The sequence below is a fragment of the Flavobacterium sp. RSB2_4_14 genome (assembly GCF_051547085.1).
In the GTDB taxonomy this organism is placed as follows: Bacteria; Bacteroidota; Bacteroidia; order Flavobacteriales; family Flavobacteriaceae; genus Flavobacterium.
The window spans coordinates 68,508-84,915 of record NZ_JBPTTL010000010.1 but is presented as its reverse complement, the minus strand read 5'-3'; the positions used below and the strand labels follow the sequence as shown (position 1 = coordinate 84,915).

The following is a 16,408-nucleotide window of genomic DNA, read 5'->3' as shown; positions in this document are numbered from 1 at the left end:
TTTTTATCTTTTTTACTAGGATATAAAATAATATCTTCGCATTTCCGTTATAGTATCTAGTGTAAGCTATTTTAAATGTTTAAAAAAATACTTTGTATTGTTATTTGCCTCACCTGTTTGACAAGTTTTAGTCAAGTAGGAGGAAAGTCAGTATATCAGTTTTTAAACTTAGTCACTTCACCAAGACAAGCAGCAATAGGTGGAAAAGTAATTACTTTTTATGACAAAGATGTCAATCAAGCGCATTTTAATCCGGCCTGTATCAATGCAGAGATGGACAACAAACTTTCATTGAACTACGGAAGTTATTTTGGAGAAGTGACCTATGGAACAGCATCTTATGCTTATACTTATGATAGACACGTGCAAACTTTTTTTGCAGGTGTAAATTATGTCAACTATGGAAAATTTGACGGATATGATGAAAATGGTCAACAAACATCAAATTTTACCGGTAGCGAAATTGCGTTAACTTTTGGCTATGCTTATAATATTCCTTTTTCTGATTTTTATATTGGAGCCAATGCCAAGTTAATTTCTTCCACATTAGAAAGTTATAATTCTTTTGGAGCAGCCGTTGATTTAGGCGCTTTGTTTATTGATGAAAGAAACGATGTGAATTGGGCCATATCAATAAGGAATTTGGGAACTCAAATAACGCCTTATCAAGAAACCAGAGAAAAATTACCACTTGAGATACTTGTTGGAGTTTCGCAATTAATGGAAAACGTTCCCATTCGTTGGCATTTAACTTTGGAAAATATGCAACAATGGCAATTGGCATTTTCAAATCCAAACCGAGCAGAAGGTTCTTTAGATGGTAGTTCAACTCCTGAGAAAGTTTCTTTTTTCAATAATGCTTTGCGCCATGTGATTGTTGGCGCTGAATTGTTTCCCGACAAAGGGTTTAATATCAGATTGGGATACAATTTCAGAAGAGCCGAAGAATTACGTATCTTAGAGCAACGAAATTTCTCTGGAATTTCTGTTGGTTTTGGATTAAAAGTAAATAATCTAAAATTTAATTATTCCTATTCACGATATACCTTAGCGGCCAATACCAGTATGTTTGGTTTGACCATTGATTTTGCCGGAAATAGATATTAAAACAATTAGCATTTGCATATGAAAAAAATTACTATCGCCATTGACGGATTTTCTTCCACAGGAAAAAGCACCTTAGCAAAACAATTGGCCAATCACTTGGGTTACGTTTATGTTGATTCGGGTGCGATGTATCGTGCAGTAACATTATTTGCTATGCAAAACGGTTATATTGGAACTGATTTTTTTGACAAACAAACTTTAATCAATAGTTTACCTTATATAAAATTACATTTTCAATTTAATCCCGACTTAGGTTTTGCCGAAATGTATTTAAACGATGTCAATGTTGAAAAAGAAATCCGAACTATTGAAGTTTCTAATTTTGTTAGTAAAGTAGCTGAGGTTTCTGAAGTTCGCTCAAAATTAGTTGAACAACAACAAGAAATGGGTAAAAAAAGAGGCATTGTGATGGACGGTCGAGACATTGGAACCGTTGTTTTTCCTGATGCGGAACTTAAAATTTTCATGAATGCTAGTCCTGAAACTCGTGCTCGAAGACGTTATGATGAGTTGCAAAGCAAAGGACAAAATGTAACTTTTGAAGCCATATTAAAAAATGTAGAAGAAAGAGATCATATCGATACTCATCGTGACGACTCGCCTTTGCTAAAAGCAGATGATGCTATTGAAATGGACAATTCCGCACTTACTAGAGAAGAACAGTTTGAAGTAGTTTTAGAATTAGTTCTAAAGGTGACGAAATCGTTGTAACTTTTTGTTTATCTCAATTTAAATAGTAGATTTACGAGCTATTTTTTAACTAAATCAAAACTATTTTTATGAGTATAAAATTCAGATTAACATTAATGAGTTTCCTCCAATTCTTTGTTTGGGGTGCATGGTTGATTACTGTTGGAAATTATTGGTTTGCTACAAAACAATGGAGTGGAGAACAATTTGGAGCCATCTTTTCAACTCTTGGTATATCATCTATAGTTATGCCAGCGATTACAGGAATTATTGCTGATAAATTTATTAATGCGGAAAAACTGTATGGAATTTTACACATACTAGGAGGAATTGCGCTACTTTATATTCCTCAGGTTGATAATCCAACTACTTTTTATTGGGTGATTTTTGCAGCGATGCTTTGCTATATGCCAACAATATCATTATCTAATTCTGTTGCTTATACTATTTTAAAAAACAATGATTTTGATGTAGTAAAAGTATTTCCACCCATTAGAGTTTGGGGAACAATAGGTTTTATAGCTGCTATGTGGTTAACCAATTTGTCTGGAAATAAAGCATCTGCCAATATGTTTTATATATCTGCTATTTCAGCTGTATTACTTGGAATTTACTCTTTTACTTTACCGAAATGTCCACCACAAAAACTAATTTCTGAGAATGCTACTTTGGCACAAAAACTAGGATTAGATGCTTTCAAATTATTTGGAACCTATAAAATGGCATTATTCTTTTTGTTCTCTATGTTTTTAGGTGCAGCATTACAATTAACCAATATGTATGGTGATGTCTTCTTATCGGAATTTGGTAAAATGCCAGAATATGCTAATAGTATTATTGTAAAAAAGTCTACATTAATTATGTCTATTTCTCAAATATCGGAAACGGTATTTATTCTTGCAATACCGTTCTTCTTGAAACGATTTGGAATCAAACAAGTAATGCTAATTTCAATGTTTGCTTGGGTATTGCGTTTCGGGTTATTTGCTTACGGAAATCCTGCAGATGGATTGTGGATGATAATTATGTCTTGTATTGTATACGGAATGGCATTTGATTTTTTCAATATCTCAGGTTCATTATTTGTGGAAACTACAACTGATTCTAAAATTCGTTCTTCGGCTCAAGGATTATTCATGATGATGTCCAATGGTTTTGGAGCTTTCTTCGGAGGTCTAGTTAGCGGTTATGTTATAGACGAGTTTTTTACTAATCAAGGAACAAGAGATTGGCACAACATCTGGTTGGCATTTGCCGGATATGCTTTAGTCATCGCCATTGCTTTTGCTGTAATGTTCAAACACAAACATGATCCAAATGCTGTGGCGAATGTTAGTCATTAATTAATAATAAAAAAAAGAGCTTGTTAATAAAGCTCTTTTTTTTATAAATGTGATAATTTTTTTATTCATGAACTTATTCTTTCATGCAATATTTTTTCGCCTTCATTTAGAGTTAAAATTTCAATTTTTATTAGATTTAATATAAGAGGTTTCAATTCTTCTACCTGATTTTCATATTCAATCTTAAAAAATAATTTTATTTTCTCTCCATTTTTTAATTCCAAATCTAAAAGATTATTTGTTCCGTTGGACATTGGAATTGTGGTTGTTGTAAGACCTCTTTTTCTTCCAACAAAATCATTCACTCTTAAAAATATTTTTTTTATTTCAGCTATTTCAATTTTTCTTTCATTTATTAGGATTTCATTTTCATTAAATACTAAATTACCTGTAAATTTTCCATTTAAAAATTGATACCGAAAGCATTCTGTTAAATAATAAATAACATAAACAAGCATTGATAAGGCAGCTAAGTATTTGAAATAAATTATTTTATGTTCCAATAAGTAGTTTAAAGATATCATTATTAGCATAAATAGGAATAATACATTTCCTTTCGTTAAATGAAATGTTTTAGTATCTCGTTCAAAAATTTGAAATGAGTTGTACATCAATAGTTTTTTTCAAAAATAGCATTCTTTTTTCTTTCTTCTTTTCTCTATTTATGCAATTAATTATTTTGTAATTAAGAAATTATGATTACTTTTGCAATCCTTTTGGCGGTCAGTATTTCCTCTAGGGTTCAATTAATTATACAAACAACTTCTGTTTTTTTACCGCATAATGAAATACAGAGAAAACAGAATACAAATTTTTTATCAGCATGTCTGAATTAAACAAAGAACAACAAGCGTTTTTAAACGATTTTAACTGGCACAACTACGCAGAAGGAATTGATGCAGTAGACCAAAAAAACTTGCAAGAGTTTGAAGATTTAGTAACTAAAACTTTTATTTCAACAGATCAAGAAGAAGTAGTAGAAGGTGTAGTAGTAAGAATCACTGACAGAGACGCTATTGTTGACATTAATGCAAAATCGGAAGGTGTTATTTCATTAAACGAATTCCGTTACAACCCAGGATTAAAAGTGGGTGACAAAGTTGAAGTATTAATTGACGTTCGTGAGGACAAAACAGGTCAATTAGTATTATCACACAGAAAAGCTAGAACTATCAAATCATGGGATAGAGTTATTTCTGCAAACGAAACTGGAGAAATTGTTCAAGGTTTTGTTAAATGTAGAACTAAAGGAGGTATGATTGTAGATGTTTTCGGAATTGAAGCATTCTTACCAGGTTCACAAATTGATGTGAAACCAATCCGTGATTACGATGTATATGTAAACAAAATGATGGAATTTAAAGTTGTGAAAATTAATCACGAATTTAAAAACGTTGTTGTGTCTCACAAAGCGCTTATCGAAGCGGATATCGAAGTTCAGAAAAAAGAAATCATCGGTCAATTACAAAAAGGACAAGTATTAGAAGGTGTTGTTAAAAACATTACTTCTTATGGTGTGTTTATTGACTTAGGTGGTGTTGATGGATTAATTCACATTACTGACCTTTCTTGGTCAAGAATTAATCACCCAAGTGAAGTTCTTGAATTAGATCAAAAATTAAACGTTGTAATCCTTGATTTTGATGATGAGAAAACAAGAATTCAACTTGGTTTAAAACAATTAAATGCTCATCCTTGGGATGCTCTTGATGCTAAATTAGCAGTTGGAGATAAAGTAAAAGGTAAAGTAGTTGTAATCGCTGATTATGGTGCATTTATCGAAGTAGCTGAAGGTGTTGAAGGTTTAATCCACGTTTCAGAAATGTCATGGTCTACGCACTTGCGTTCGGCTCAAGATTTCGTAAAAGTGGGTGATGTTGTAGATGCAGTTATCTTAACTCTTGATAGAGAAGACAGAAAAATGTCACTAGGGATCAAACAATTAACTCAAGATCCATGGACTGATATTACGGCTAAATATCCTGTAGGTTCTAAACACACAGGTATCGTTAGAAACTTTACTAACTTCGGTATTTTTGTGGAATTAGAAGAAGGAATTGACGGTTTAGTATATATTTCTGATCTTTCTTGGACTAAGAAAATCAAACACCCATCAGAATTTGTTAACGTAGGTGACAAACTTGATGTAGTAGTATTAGAGTTGGATGTTGATGGACGTAAATTATCTTTAGGTCACAAACAAACTACTGACAATCCATGGGATAAGCATGAAGATGCTTTTGCTGTTGGAACTATCCACACAGGAACTATCGCTGAGATTGTTGACAAAGGTGCAACTGTAGATTTTGGAGATGATGTAGTTGCGTTTATTCCAACTCGTCATTTAGAAAAAGAAGACGGTAAAAAATTGAAAAAAGGTGAAGAAGCTGAATTCAAAGTAATTGAGTTCAACAAAGAATTCAAAAGAGTTGTTGCTTCTCACACTGCCATTTTCCGTGAAGAAGAAGAGAAAAATGTAAAAGCGGTTGCTGAAGCTGTAGCTTCTAATAACAATGCACCAGCTTCATCTCTTTTAGATGCAAATGATGTTCTTGCTGGTTTAAAAGCAAAAATGGAAAAAAGCGAGAAAAAGAAATAATTCTTTTATTGTTATAAATTTGAAAGTCCCGATATATATCGGGACTTTCTTTGTTTATATTAGTTCGTTGGTACTAATATTCCAAGTTTATATAGAAAATAAGTAACATTAAGCAATAAAATCCATAACCCGATAATAAATAAAAGAAGGGCAAAAATATAACTACTTGGCGAGGAGTATTCTTTTATGATAATAAATAGATTTTCTTTTGAAACTTCATTTTCTAGCAAAGAAATTAATTTTGATGTTGAATTTTTTACAACTATTTTTTCTGGGTGATTTATTATAATGGTATAATCACCAACTTTATTTATGCAAAAATTATAATAGTAAATCCCAAATTTTCCTTTTCTAAAAAATCTATGCTTAATAATATGTTCTGTAGTGGCAATGTTTTTATTTTCTATTTCAGAAAGGATGCTGACTGAAAAATTATTAATTAAACTACCTCCTACAATACCGATTGTATAATTACCTGCTTTTGCAAATAAAATTGATTTACTATTTTGGCTTAAAGGATACAAACAAATTTCTTTAGCGCTATTAAACTTTTTGTATTTATACCAACCTAAAACAATAAAGAATAATCCAATTATAAATATTAAAATAAACAATAAATAAATACCTGCCATGTGATTTGTTTTATCTAGCTAATATAAAAAAATGCCCGAATTTCTTCGAGCATTTCATATTTAATTTGTCATTCCGACGAAGGAGGAATCTAATTGTACAGATTATCATTAAATGATTCCTCAATTTTTATTTAATTGTTATAGTATTTACGTTGCCAAATTTCTTCATTAAAGTTTTTTCCTGCCATGAAAAAATAGTAGGCAAAAACAGCAACAATTGATTTAAAGGCAAAAAGGAACACAATCAATGGCGCCAAAGGAACCGATTTACTCAAGTTATTTTCGGGAACAAGTAGCGCAACAATTAGACTTATAAGAATACTAGTTATAGTAAAATTGCTCAAATTTTTAACTGGCCAAACCAGTAGTTTTCTATACCAATTAAACTCATCTCCCCATTTGTGAATTAAGTAATAGTAATCGTTCCCAATGGGAATAAATAGTAATGGATCATCATAATTTAAAAGATGAAAAGCTTTACTTGGAGCTACTATTTTAAAACCACTTAGTTTTGTGTTGTGCTCTTTTTGTAAATTTTTTATTTTACTGATAGCTTCCTCTGGAATGGAATTTTTAAATAAACTGCTATCTAGAAAACGAAGTCGGTAATCAATACAAATCTTTTCAATATGATTGAGATGAAAAATATTTTCAGTTTTAAGTAAATCGAAGACTAATGCATTTTTAGTTGTCTCTTCACTCTTGAGTGATAAAGCATTTGAAATCTCATTCCTAGAGATTTCATCTTCAAGAAGTATCTTTTCAACCTGCAACAACAAGTCACTATTTTTCTCTTTATCTCTAATAGTTCTAAGTTTCAATTCAAGATTTACATTTTTCATAATAGCTCTTTTTTTTCAAAATTAAAAAATTTTGAAATGATATAGTATTAAATTTCAATGTTTAACAATTGTTCAAATAAGAAATGCCCGAATTTCTTCGAGCATTTTTTTTAACTTGTAATTTTGAAACTTCAGTATCGGAAATAAAATAATAAATGAATTACTTACCTCAAACTCGCACCCAATTCATTTTCCATATTCTTTTGTAGCTTATTCATGATTTTATCAATTTGCTCATCAGTCAATGTTTTGGAAGTGTCTTGCAATGTGAAACTTACTGCATACGATTTTTTTCCTTCTGGAAGATTTTTTCCTTCGTAAACATCAAACAAATTAATGTCTTTCAATAACGATTTTTCAGTTTGACGCGCAATGTTATATATCGAGTCAAAAGCTACTGAATTATCGACCAATAAAGCTAAATCTCTGCGTACTTCAGGGTATTTAGGAATGTCAGTAAACTTAATTTTACTTCCAATTAATTTTAGAATTAAATTCCAATTGAAATCAGCAAAAAATACTTCTTGTTTGATGTCAAAATGTTTTAAAATCGATTTCTTCACTGTTCCAAATTCCACCAATGTATCGTTGCCACAAGCTATTGCCATTCCTTCTGCAAAAATGTCATTAGCAAACGGTTTGTTCTGAATTTTATTGATACCCAAACGTTCTAAAACGGAAGTTACATAACCTTTGAACAAAAAGAAATCAGAAGGTTTTTGAGCATTCGTCCAGCTTTCCTCACTTCTGTTTCCAGAAACGAAAAGGGTTAAATGTTTCGGTTCATCATAACCCGAAGGCAATTTGTGATAGGTTTTTCCAAACTCGAATAATTTTAAATCGCTATTTCTTCGATTGATATTATAGGAAACAGCTTCTAAACCAGAGAATAGTAACGACTGACGCATCGCCGATAAATCATTACTCAAAGGATTTAACATCATTACATTATATTCTTCTTTTAGCATTTCAGATAAGCCAATGTAATCAGGTGATGTTAAAGAATTCGCCATCATTTCATGGAAACCTAAACTATTCAATTGCGTAGCAATGATATTTTGTACTTTGTAATCTTCGGTTCTAGCAGAATTGGAAACCGTAGCGTTCAATTTTTTAGTAAAATTGATGTTGTTGTATCCATAAACTCTCAGGATTTCCTCAATCACATCAATCTCACGTTGTACATCGACACGATAGGAAGGAATAATTAATCCCAAACCTGCATCTGAAACAGTAGTTACTTTGATATCTAAAGAAGCTAATATTTTTTTGATGGTTTCTTTTGATAATTCTTGTCCAATTAATTTAGTGGTTTTATCAAAATTCAAGAAAACTGGAAAATCTTCAATCTTTTTTGGGTAAATATCTACAATATCAGAAGTGATTTCACCTCCAGCAACTTCTTTTATCAAAAGTGCTGCACGTTTCAGTGCAAATTCAGTAATATTTGGGTCAATTCCTCTTTCAAAACGGAACGAAGCATCCGTATTCAAAGCATGACGCTTGGCTGATTTTCTTATACTCACAGGATTAAAGTAAGCACTTTCTAAGAAAATTGAATTGGTAGTTTCACTAACTCCTGAACTTTTACCCCCAAAAACACCTGCAATACATAAAGGTCCTTTTTCGTCACAAATCATCAAGTCTTCTTCGTGTAACGTTCTTTCTACATCGTCAAGTGTGGTAAATTTTGTTCCTACAGCTACAGTTTTTACAATTATTTTTCCAGTAATTTTTGAAGCATCAAAAGCATGAAGCGGTTGACCTAAATCATGTAAAATATAATTAGTAACGTCTACAATATTGTTTTTTGGCGTAAGCCCAATAGCTTTCAAACGGTTTTGCAACCATTCAGGAGAAGGTTTAACAGTAATTCCAGAAAGTGTTACACCACAATATCTTGGCGCTAACTTGCTGTCTTTTACATCAACATCAATTTTCAAAGTTCTTTTGTCAATTCTGAACGTACTTACTGATGGCGTAATTAACTCGATATTACTATTTTTTTGCAATAAACTAGCACGTAAATCACGGGCAACGCCATAATGAGACATGGCATCAGCACGATTTGGCGTTAAACCAATTTCAAAAACTTCGTCATTTTCTATATTGAAAACTTTTGCCGCTGGAGTTCCTGGTTTTAAATTTGAATCTAAAACCATAATCCCATCGTGACTGGTTCCAAGACCTATTTCATCTTCGGCGCAAATCATTCCGTGACTTTCTTGTCCACGAATTTTTCCTTTTTTGATTTCAAATTCAACACCTGCTGCGTCAAATAATTTTGTACCAATGGTTGCTACAGGAACTTTTTGACCTGCAGCTACATTATTTGCCCCACAAACAATTTGTACCGGATTGCCATCGCCAAGATCAACTTTAGTCACTTTTAATCGATCTGCATCAGGATGTTTTTCACAACTTAAAACATGACCAACAACAATACCTTCCAAACCACCTTTTACTGATTGGTAGTTAGAAACCACTTCTACTTCCAAGCCTAAGTCTGTAAGTAGAGAAGCTGTTTCCTCCGATTTTAAATCTATTTTAATAAATTGCTTTAACCAATTGTAGGATATCTTCATTTTTAAATTTTTAATGAGGTCGCAAAGATAGGTATAATCAAAAAATATAACAATTTGAGAGTTGTAAAATGTAGATTTATTTACAACAATTCTTCTACATGTTTTTTTATATTTTCGGCAATTTTAAGGGTTGGTAAATCATTGGAATCAACACCAAATGGATCTTCAATTTCCTCGGCTATCAATTCCAAACTTGCCAACACATAAAAGATAAAAATTACCACAGGAATAACAAAATAACCCAAAGTAAAGACATAAGTAAAAGGCAGTGTCAGTACATAAATAAAAATAAATTTTTTAATAAATGCACTATAAGAATAGGGAATTGGTGTGTTTTTGATTCGTTCGCATGCACCACAAATATCTGTAAACGATTGAAGTTCGTTATTTATTATGATAAGTTGGTCACCTGTAATTTTTTTTGCAACATACAAATCATTTATTTTTTGAAACATCATTTTGGCTACATGATTCGGTTTATGTTTGTGATGGTCAATCTTCAAATCGACATCATCAAACAATTGTTTCGCAGTTTCATTATCCGTTAAATGTTTTTGTAAAATGGAAGCATAGGTTGGAATCATTTTTCTAAAATAGGCTCTATCATTTTCTGAAGTGATAATGGCAGATAACTTGATGGCTAAATTTCGGCTACTATTCACTAATCCACCCCATAATTTTCGTCCTTCCCACCAGCGGTCATAAGCAGTATTGGTTCTGTAAGCTAATAATAATGAAATCACAAAACCTAATAAACCGTGCATTACAGAAATATTTTTGACATGACTATCTTCAGGTAGATGCCAATATCCGATTTCCAAATAAGCAATAATTCCAGAGTATATTCCAATGAGAATCATTATCGGAATTAATTTTCGAAAAGTATCCGCTTTGCTTACGTTGAAGATAAAGCTAATCCAATCTTTTGGGTTGTATGAGGTCATAGTGTTTTTAACAAAAATAAACTAAAAACTCATATTTCCAGCCAATTCTTTTAAAGCAATTTCAGATAATTTGGCCTGAAATTGAGCATTGCTGTAGCGCACTTTGGCATTAATATAATTTAACTGTGCTGCTCTAAATTCAATTGTAGTAATAGTTCCAATACGAAATTTGTCCACCGTGATGTTTAAATTTTGTTTGGCAATTGTTTCGTTTGTTTCTTCCAATTGAATTAATTCTAAGTTGGTTAAATAGGTTTTAAAAGCAACGGTCAATTCTGAATTCAATAAAAGACTTTGCTCTTCGATGGCTATTTTGGAATTTTCAATTTGAATTTTAGCAATTTTTTCATTTCTGTTTTGGGAAAACCCGTCAAATACATTTAAGGATGCTCTAAATCCATAATTGAGACCTTGAGCCACAAATTGTGCGGTGAAACCTAAACTAGACTGATTATTTGTAAAGTTATATCCCGTATTCAAGTTGATGGTTGGATAACGATCTCCTTTGATTTGTTTTAATTCTAATTCAGAAACTCTTTTGTTTATAATTTCAGCTTCCAATTGTGGGTTTTGTTTTTCTGCCAAAGCAATTAATTCTGCTAAGATTAATTTATCATCGACCGAAACTACATCTACTACCTTGAAATCTATAGATGCGTCTCTAGCCAAAATTTGGTTTAAAGCTATCTTGCGGTTAGCATAGGATTCTTTTTGTCTCAAAAGTGCCACTTTATCAGTATTTAAATCGACTTGAGCATTCAAAACTTCCAATTTTGAAGCTTTACCAATGTTAAATCTATTTTGTGCCAATGTCAATCGCTGGGTTGATATAACGATTGTCGTATCCAAAGCCGCTAATTGCTGTTGTTGCTGCACTAGATCATAATACACTGCATTAACAGCACTTATTTTTAAAATAATAGTGCGTTTTAAATTAGCTTCCCCTAATTTTTGTAATTCTTTCAATTGGTCCAATCGAGCAAACATTCTGAAACCATCAAAAACAGTCCAATCAAGCCCAACACCATAGGATAAGGTATTATTTTTGGCATTGTCTAATTCGTTAACAGTACCATTTTGAAGGGTTTGTGAACTGTTTTGGATACTGTTTGCATCGGTTACTGTTGCATTAACTCTTGGTAACATTCCGGCATTTCCTATAGCAACATTGGTTTTGTCAATAGTCAAATTATTGGAAGCCATTTTGATTTCAAAATTATTTTCCAATGCTATTTTTAGCGCGTCTTTTATAGTTAATACTTCTTGAGCATTGACTTTTACAATGCAAAAGAGAAAAAGGAACAAGCTGCGAAATAGAATTTTAGTATTCATAATCTATATTTCTTTTGCCACAATTATACTATTTTATGGCTTATGAGTTATTTACTTTCTTTTTCGTATTCTTCGATATGATCAAATTCGGGATAATGTTTTCTCGCTTTTGACCACATTAAATACAAAGCTGGGATGATAAACAAGGTTAAAACCAATGAAAAAATAGTTCCTCCAACAATGACAACTCCCATTCCAATTCTACTTGTTGATGCTGCGCCAAGTGATAATGCAATAGGTAAAGCACCCAGTGAAATCGCCAAACTAGTCATCAAAATTGGACGAAGTCGTGCTTCTGAAGCTTCCAAAATTGCCTCTAATTTTGATTTTCCTTGTTCTCTCAATTGGTTTGCAAATTCAACTATCAAGATTCCATTTTTGGTAACCAAGCCTATAAGCATAATTGTTCCAATTTGGCTAAAAATATTCCAAGTTTGTCCAAAGAGCCACAATGAAAATAATGCACCAGCAACTGCCATTGGTACGGTTAAAATAATGATAAAGGGATCGATAAAACTTTCAAATTGTGCTGCCAGAATTAAAAATATCAACAACAACGCCAGTCCAAATGCAAAAGAGGTATTCGAACTACTTTCGACAAAATCTCTAGATTCTCCACCTAAATCGGTTGTAAAAGTATCATCGAGTACTTTATCTTTTATATCATTCATAGCATCAATTCCGTCGCTGATACTTTTTCCGGGTGCAAGTCCAGCTGAAACGGTTGCCGACATGTATCGGTTGTTATGATACAATTGTGGTGGATTACTTTTCTCTTCAATGGTTACGACATTGTCCATTTGAATCAATTCTCCATTTTTATTTTTGACAAACATAGAGGTTAAGTCTAATGGTTTTGAACGGTCTTTTTGATCAAATTGTCCAATGACTTGGTACTGTTTTCCGTTTCGCATAAAATAACCAAAGCGTTGACCACTCAAAGAAAGTTGCAAGGTTTGTGCAATGTCAATGACCGATATGCCCAAACTCTCGGCTTTCTCTCTATCAATGGAAACATTAATCTCGGGTTTGTTGAATTTTAAATTCACATCAGTCATGGAGAAAGTATCATTTTTAGATGCTTCGTCCATGAACAATGGAATTTTTTCTTGTAGTTTTTCAAAATTTGGTGCTTGAATAATATACTGAATAGGCAAACCACCACGTCTATTTACTGAAATCGTAGGCTGTTCTGTCACTGATACCTTTGCTTCTGAGTATTGATTGGTCCATTTTGTTAATTTTTCGGCGATCTCTTTTTGAGAACGTTTTCTATCCTCAGGTTCTTTTAAAGAAATTCGGATAAATCCATTGTTTGCCGAAGCTGCCATAAATCCTGGAGAGGTAATTACAAGTGCTACTTTTTTTTCTGGAATAGAATCATCAATAAGTCTTGAGATTTCTTGCATGAATCTATCGGTGTATTCATAAGTCGATCCTTCTGCAGTGTTTGTTCTTATAGACAAAGAACTTCTATCATCATAAGGTGCAGTTTCTTTTTGTAATAGATTAAAAAAGATATAAATCAAACCAAAACAAGCGATTAGAATTGGAAAGCTCAACCATTTTCTCTTCATGAAACGTTCTAATGAATTGGCATATCCTTTGTTCAGTTTTACAAAATAAGGTTCCGTCTTTAGGTAGAACTTTGTTTTTTTCTGTTCACCGCTTTTCATCAAATAGGCATTCAACATGGGTGTAAGCGTAAGCGAAACAAAGGCCGAAATTAATACGGCCGCACCAATGACGACTCCAAATTCCCTAAATAATCGCCCGACAAATCCTTCAAGGAAAATCACAGGAAGAAAAACAGCCGCTAAGGTTACAGAAATGGATATTACCGCAAAGAAGATTTCGTTCGACCCTTTTATAGCGGCTTCGATAGGTGTCATTCCTTCTTCTACTTTTTTGAAAATATTTTCGGTAACAACAATTCCATCATCAACAACTAATCCTGTTGCCAACACTATAGCAAGTAAAGTCAACACATTTATCGAAAATCCAAACAGCCACATGATGAAAAAAGTAGCAATCAACGAAACCGGAATATCAATCAAAGGTCTAAAAGCAATTGCCCAGTCTCTGAAAAATAAAAAGATAATCAAGATTACTAATAGTATAGAAATCCCTAATGTTTCGGCTACTTCAATCACAGATTTTTTTACAAAAAAAGTTGTGTCTAACGCAATGTTTAATTTGATGTCTTTTGGTAAATCTTTTTTCAGCTTTTCAAATTCTTTATAAAATTGCTCTGAAATATCTAGATAGTTTGCTCCAGGAAGAGGGACAATGGCAACACCTACTAGTGGCAAACCAGATTGTGTCATTTTGGTTTCCAAATTTTCAGGTCCTAAAACAGCGTTTCCAATATCACTGAAACGCACAATTTTTTCACCATCAGAACGGATGATGATGTTGTTGAATTCTTCAACATTAGAAAGGTTTCCAACAGTTTTTACGGTAAGTTCGGTATTGGCACCAGTAATTTTTCCAGATGGTAACTCAACATTTTGTTTGTTTAAAGCATCCCTTACTTCAGAAACAGTACAGCCATAGGAAGCTAATTTTATGGGATCAATCCACAAACGCATAGCATATCTTTTTTGCCCCCAAATTTGAACGCCACTCACACCAGGAATGGTTTCTAGACGTTGCGCAATAACATTTTCAGCAAAATCACTTAATTCCAATGGGTTTCGGGTATCGCTTTGAACGGTCATTGAAATAATGGCATCACCATTGGCATCGGCTTTTGAAACTACTGGTGGCGCATCGATATCTTGTGGCAAACTTCGTATTGCTTGAGATACTTTATCTCGCACATCATTTGCCGCTTCTTCTAAATTTTTATCCAGATTGAATTCGATAGTGATATTGCTATTTCCTTGTGTACTCGATGAAGTTACATTCCGAATCCCATCAATCGAATTAATAGCTTTTTCAAGTGGTTCCGTGATTTGAGACTCGATAATATCCGGATTGGCTCCGGTATAACTAGTACGAATAGAAACTTGTGCGGGGTCAATCGAAGGGAATTCCCTAACACCCAGAAAAGTGTAGCCAATAATCCCAAATAACACAATCAATAAATTAATGACAATGGTAAATACGGGTCTTCGTATGCTTGTGGTTGATAAACTCATTGAGATTTTGGATTTTGGATTAAAAAAATGGAATCCGTGTGCTTACATTATTTAATATTCACCTTTATTGGTGTGTCTTCTTTCAACGACATAACACCACTAGTTAAAACAGTATCACCTGCTTTCAGTCCAGAAAGCACCAAAATAGAAGCGTCTGTTCGTGTTGCTGTTTCAACCTTGACTTCTTTTGCTTTTCCATTACTTGCAATAAATACTTTTTTCCCGTCTTGAATTGGAATTATGGATTCCGTGGGAACAATTATTGCATCTTTAATAATGTCCAAAGGTAACTCGACGTTAGCAAAAACGCCTGGTAATAATTTCCCATCTTTATTTTCGGCAAGTGCACGTACTTTCAATGTTCTAGTTGAAATTTGAATTTCGGGTTCTATGGCATACACTTTAGCCAAATATTTTTCGGTTGAACCTGCAACGGTAAAACTTAAGTTGGAATTTGGTTTTATCTGATTGGCATATTTTTCAGGGATAGAAAAGGTGATTTTGAGTTGGCTACTGTTTACTAATTTTGCTACTAATAGAGTAGGAGTGATATAAGTTCCTGGTGATATTGAACGCAAACCAATTTTTCCCGAAAATGGCGCTTTAACAGCAGTTTTCGCAATTTGAGCTTGTATCAATTGAACTTGTGCTTGGGTCAATTTAAAATCGGCTCTTGCGATGTCATATTCTTCTTGACTGATGGCTTCTTTTTGAAGTAAAAGTTTAGCTCTTCTTTCGTTTTCGGAGGCCAATCCTTGTTTTGTTTTGGCTTGCTGCAATTGCGCTTTCAGTTCTACATCATTTACTTTGAAAAGTAATTGTCCTTTGGTTACATTACTTCCTTCTTTAAAATAAATTCCTTCAACTATTCCTGATATTTCACTACGAATTTCAACTTGTTCGTTTGGTTCAATAGAACCAGAAAGTGAAAGATTGTTATCAAATGTTTGCGTTTTCACAACAATTCCACTCACAGTCATTGGTGTATTTTTCCCATCTTTTCCCTTTGGATCACTGTTTTTACTCTGATTTGACGAAATTCTATAGGCAATGAAACCACCAATTCCAAGGATTAATAACAAGTATATAATGTTTCTAACTTTCATAAATTGTAGTTTGAAGTGGAAATAAACGCCACTGAATAGAAGTAATGACGCAAAAATAGTTTTTAAGAATGGGATAGCTTTGGTA

12 protein-coding genes are annotated in these 16,408 nt (G+C 32.8%); 4 read left to right on the top strand and 8 right to left on the bottom strand.

Annotated features, from left to right (window positions below; genetic code table 11):
- Positions 1-75: 75 nt before the first annotated feature.
- From porQ to ACSVH2_RS13810, 3 genes are all read left to right on the top strand, one after another.
- Positions 76-1,107: a type IX secretion system protein PorQ gene (gene porQ, locus ACSVH2_RS13820; protein ID WP_438093771.1), complete on the top strand. Its 1,032-nt coding sequence runs from the start codon at positions 76-78 to the stop codon at positions 1,105-1,107.
- 18 nt (positions 1,108-1,125) lie between these two features.
- Positions 1,126-1,818: a (d)CMP kinase gene (gene cmk / locus ACSVH2_RS13815; RefSeq protein ID WP_438093770.1), complete on the top strand. Its 693-nt coding sequence runs from the start codon at positions 1,126-1,128 to the stop codon at positions 1,816-1,818.
- 68 nt (positions 1,819-1,886) lie between these two features.
- Positions 1,887-3,140 (top strand): nucleoside permease, encoded by a 1,254-nt coding sequence (locus ACSVH2_RS13810; RefSeq protein WP_438093769.1) that lies wholly within the window; start codon positions 1,887-1,889, stop codon positions 3,138-3,140.
- A 65-nt stretch (positions 3,141-3,205) separates the two neighbouring features.
- On the opposite strand, the gene ACSVH2_RS13805 is transcribed toward ACSVH2_RS13810, so the two are convergent.
- Positions 3,206-3,643, bottom strand: a complete 438-nt coding sequence (locus tag ACSVH2_RS13805) for a hypothetical protein (protein ID WP_438093768.1) — start codon at positions 3,641-3,643, stop codon at positions 3,206-3,208.
- A 320-nt stretch (positions 3,644-3,963) separates the two neighbouring features.
- On the opposite strand from ACSVH2_RS13805, the gene rpsA reads away from it, so the two are divergent.
- Entirely contained in the window at positions 3,964-5,739 is a 1,776-nt protein-coding gene (gene rpsA / locus ACSVH2_RS13800) for a 30S ribosomal protein S1 (protein WP_438093767.1), read from the top strand.
- Positions 5,740-5,798: 59 nt separating this feature from the next.
- On the opposite strand, the gene ACSVH2_RS13795 is transcribed toward rpsA, so the two are convergent.
- The 7 genes from ACSVH2_RS13795 to ACSVH2_RS13765 all read right to left on the bottom strand — a co-directional run bounded on the left by ACSVH2_RS13795 (position 5,799) and on the right by ACSVH2_RS13765 (position 16,323).
- On the bottom strand, positions 5,799-6,371 hold the full coding sequence (locus ACSVH2_RS13795) for a hypothetical protein (protein WP_438093766.1): 573 nt from the start codon (positions 6,369-6,371) through the stop codon (positions 5,799-5,801).
- Between the two features lie 131 nt (positions 6,372-6,502).
- On the bottom strand, positions 6,503-7,213 hold the full coding sequence (locus ACSVH2_RS13790; RefSeq protein WP_438093765.1) for a hypothetical protein: 711 nt from the start codon (positions 7,211-7,213) through the stop codon (positions 6,503-6,505).
- Positions 7,214-7,377: 164 nt separating this feature from the next.
- Positions 7,378-9,798 carry a phenylalanine--tRNA ligase subunit beta gene (gene pheT / locus ACSVH2_RS13785; protein ID WP_438093764.1) on the bottom strand — a complete coding sequence of 807 codons (2,421 nt, stop codon included), beginning with the start codon at positions 9,796-9,798 and terminating at the stop codon, positions 7,378-7,380.
- A gap of 80 nt (positions 9,799-9,878) precedes the next feature.
- Positions 9,879-10,742 carry a bestrophin family protein gene (locus tag ACSVH2_RS13780; protein WP_438093763.1) on the bottom strand — a complete coding sequence of 288 codons (864 nt, stop codon included), beginning with the start codon at positions 10,740-10,742 and terminating at the stop codon, positions 9,879-9,881.
- 21 nt (positions 10,743-10,763) lie between these two features.
- Positions 10,764-12,074, bottom strand: a complete 1,311-nt coding sequence (locus ACSVH2_RS13775; protein WP_438093762.1) for a TolC family protein — start codon at positions 12,072-12,074, stop codon at positions 10,764-10,766.
- A 47-nt stretch (positions 12,075-12,121) separates the two neighbouring features.
- Positions 12,122-15,217 carry an efflux RND transporter permease subunit gene (locus tag ACSVH2_RS13770; protein ID WP_438093761.1) on the bottom strand — a complete coding sequence of 1,032 codons (3,096 nt, stop codon included), beginning with the start codon at positions 15,215-15,217 and terminating at the stop codon, positions 12,122-12,124.
- A 47-nt stretch (positions 15,218-15,264) separates the two neighbouring features.
- The gene (locus ACSVH2_RS13765; RefSeq protein ID WP_438093760.1) at positions 15,265-16,323 is read right to left on the bottom strand and encodes an efflux RND transporter periplasmic adaptor subunit; all 1,059 of its coding nucleotides are present in this window, start codon (positions 16,321-16,323) and stop codon (positions 15,265-15,267) included.
- Positions 16,324-16,408: the final 85 nt, after the last annotated feature.

Bases quoted from the DNA above. Each gene is read 5' to 3' on its own strand.
- porQ (WP_438093771.1), top strand. From the start codon at position 76: ATGTTTAAAAAAATACTTTGTATTGTTATTTGCCTCACCTGTTTGACA.
- cmk (WP_438093770.1), top strand. From the start codon at position 1,126: ATGAAAAAAATTACTATCGCCATTGACGGATTTTCTTCCACAGGAAAA.
- ACSVH2_RS13810 (WP_438093769.1), top strand. From the start codon at position 1,887: ATGAGTATAAAATTCAGATTAACATTAATGAGTTTCCTCCAATTCTTT.
- rpsA (WP_438093767.1), top strand. From the start codon at position 3,964: ATGTCTGAATTAAACAAAGAACAACAAGCGTTTTTAAACGATTTTAAC.
- ACSVH2_RS13795 (WP_438093766.1), bottom strand. From the start codon at position 6,371: ATGGCAGGTATTTATTTATTGTTTATTTTAATATTTATAATTGGATTA.
- ACSVH2_RS13790 (WP_438093765.1), bottom strand. From the start codon at position 7,213: ATGAAAAATGTAAATCTTGAATTGAAACTTAGAACTATTAGAGATAAA.
- pheT (WP_438093764.1), bottom strand. From the start codon at position 9,798: ATGAAGATATCCTACAATTGGTTAAAGCAATTTATTAAAATAGATTTA.
- ACSVH2_RS13780 (WP_438093763.1), bottom strand. From the start codon at position 10,742: ATGACCTCATACAACCCAAAAGATTGGATTAGCTTTATCTTCAACGTA.
- ACSVH2_RS13775 (WP_438093762.1), bottom strand. From the start codon at position 12,074: ATGAATACTAAAATTCTATTTCGCAGCTTGTTCCTTTTTCTCTTTTGC.
- ACSVH2_RS13770 (WP_438093761.1), bottom strand. From the start codon at position 15,217: ATGAGTTTATCAACCACAAGCATACGAAGACCCGTATTTACCATTGTC.
- ACSVH2_RS13765 (WP_438093760.1), bottom strand. From the start codon at position 16,323: ATGAAAGTTAGAAACATTATATACTTGTTATTAATCCTTGGAATTGGT.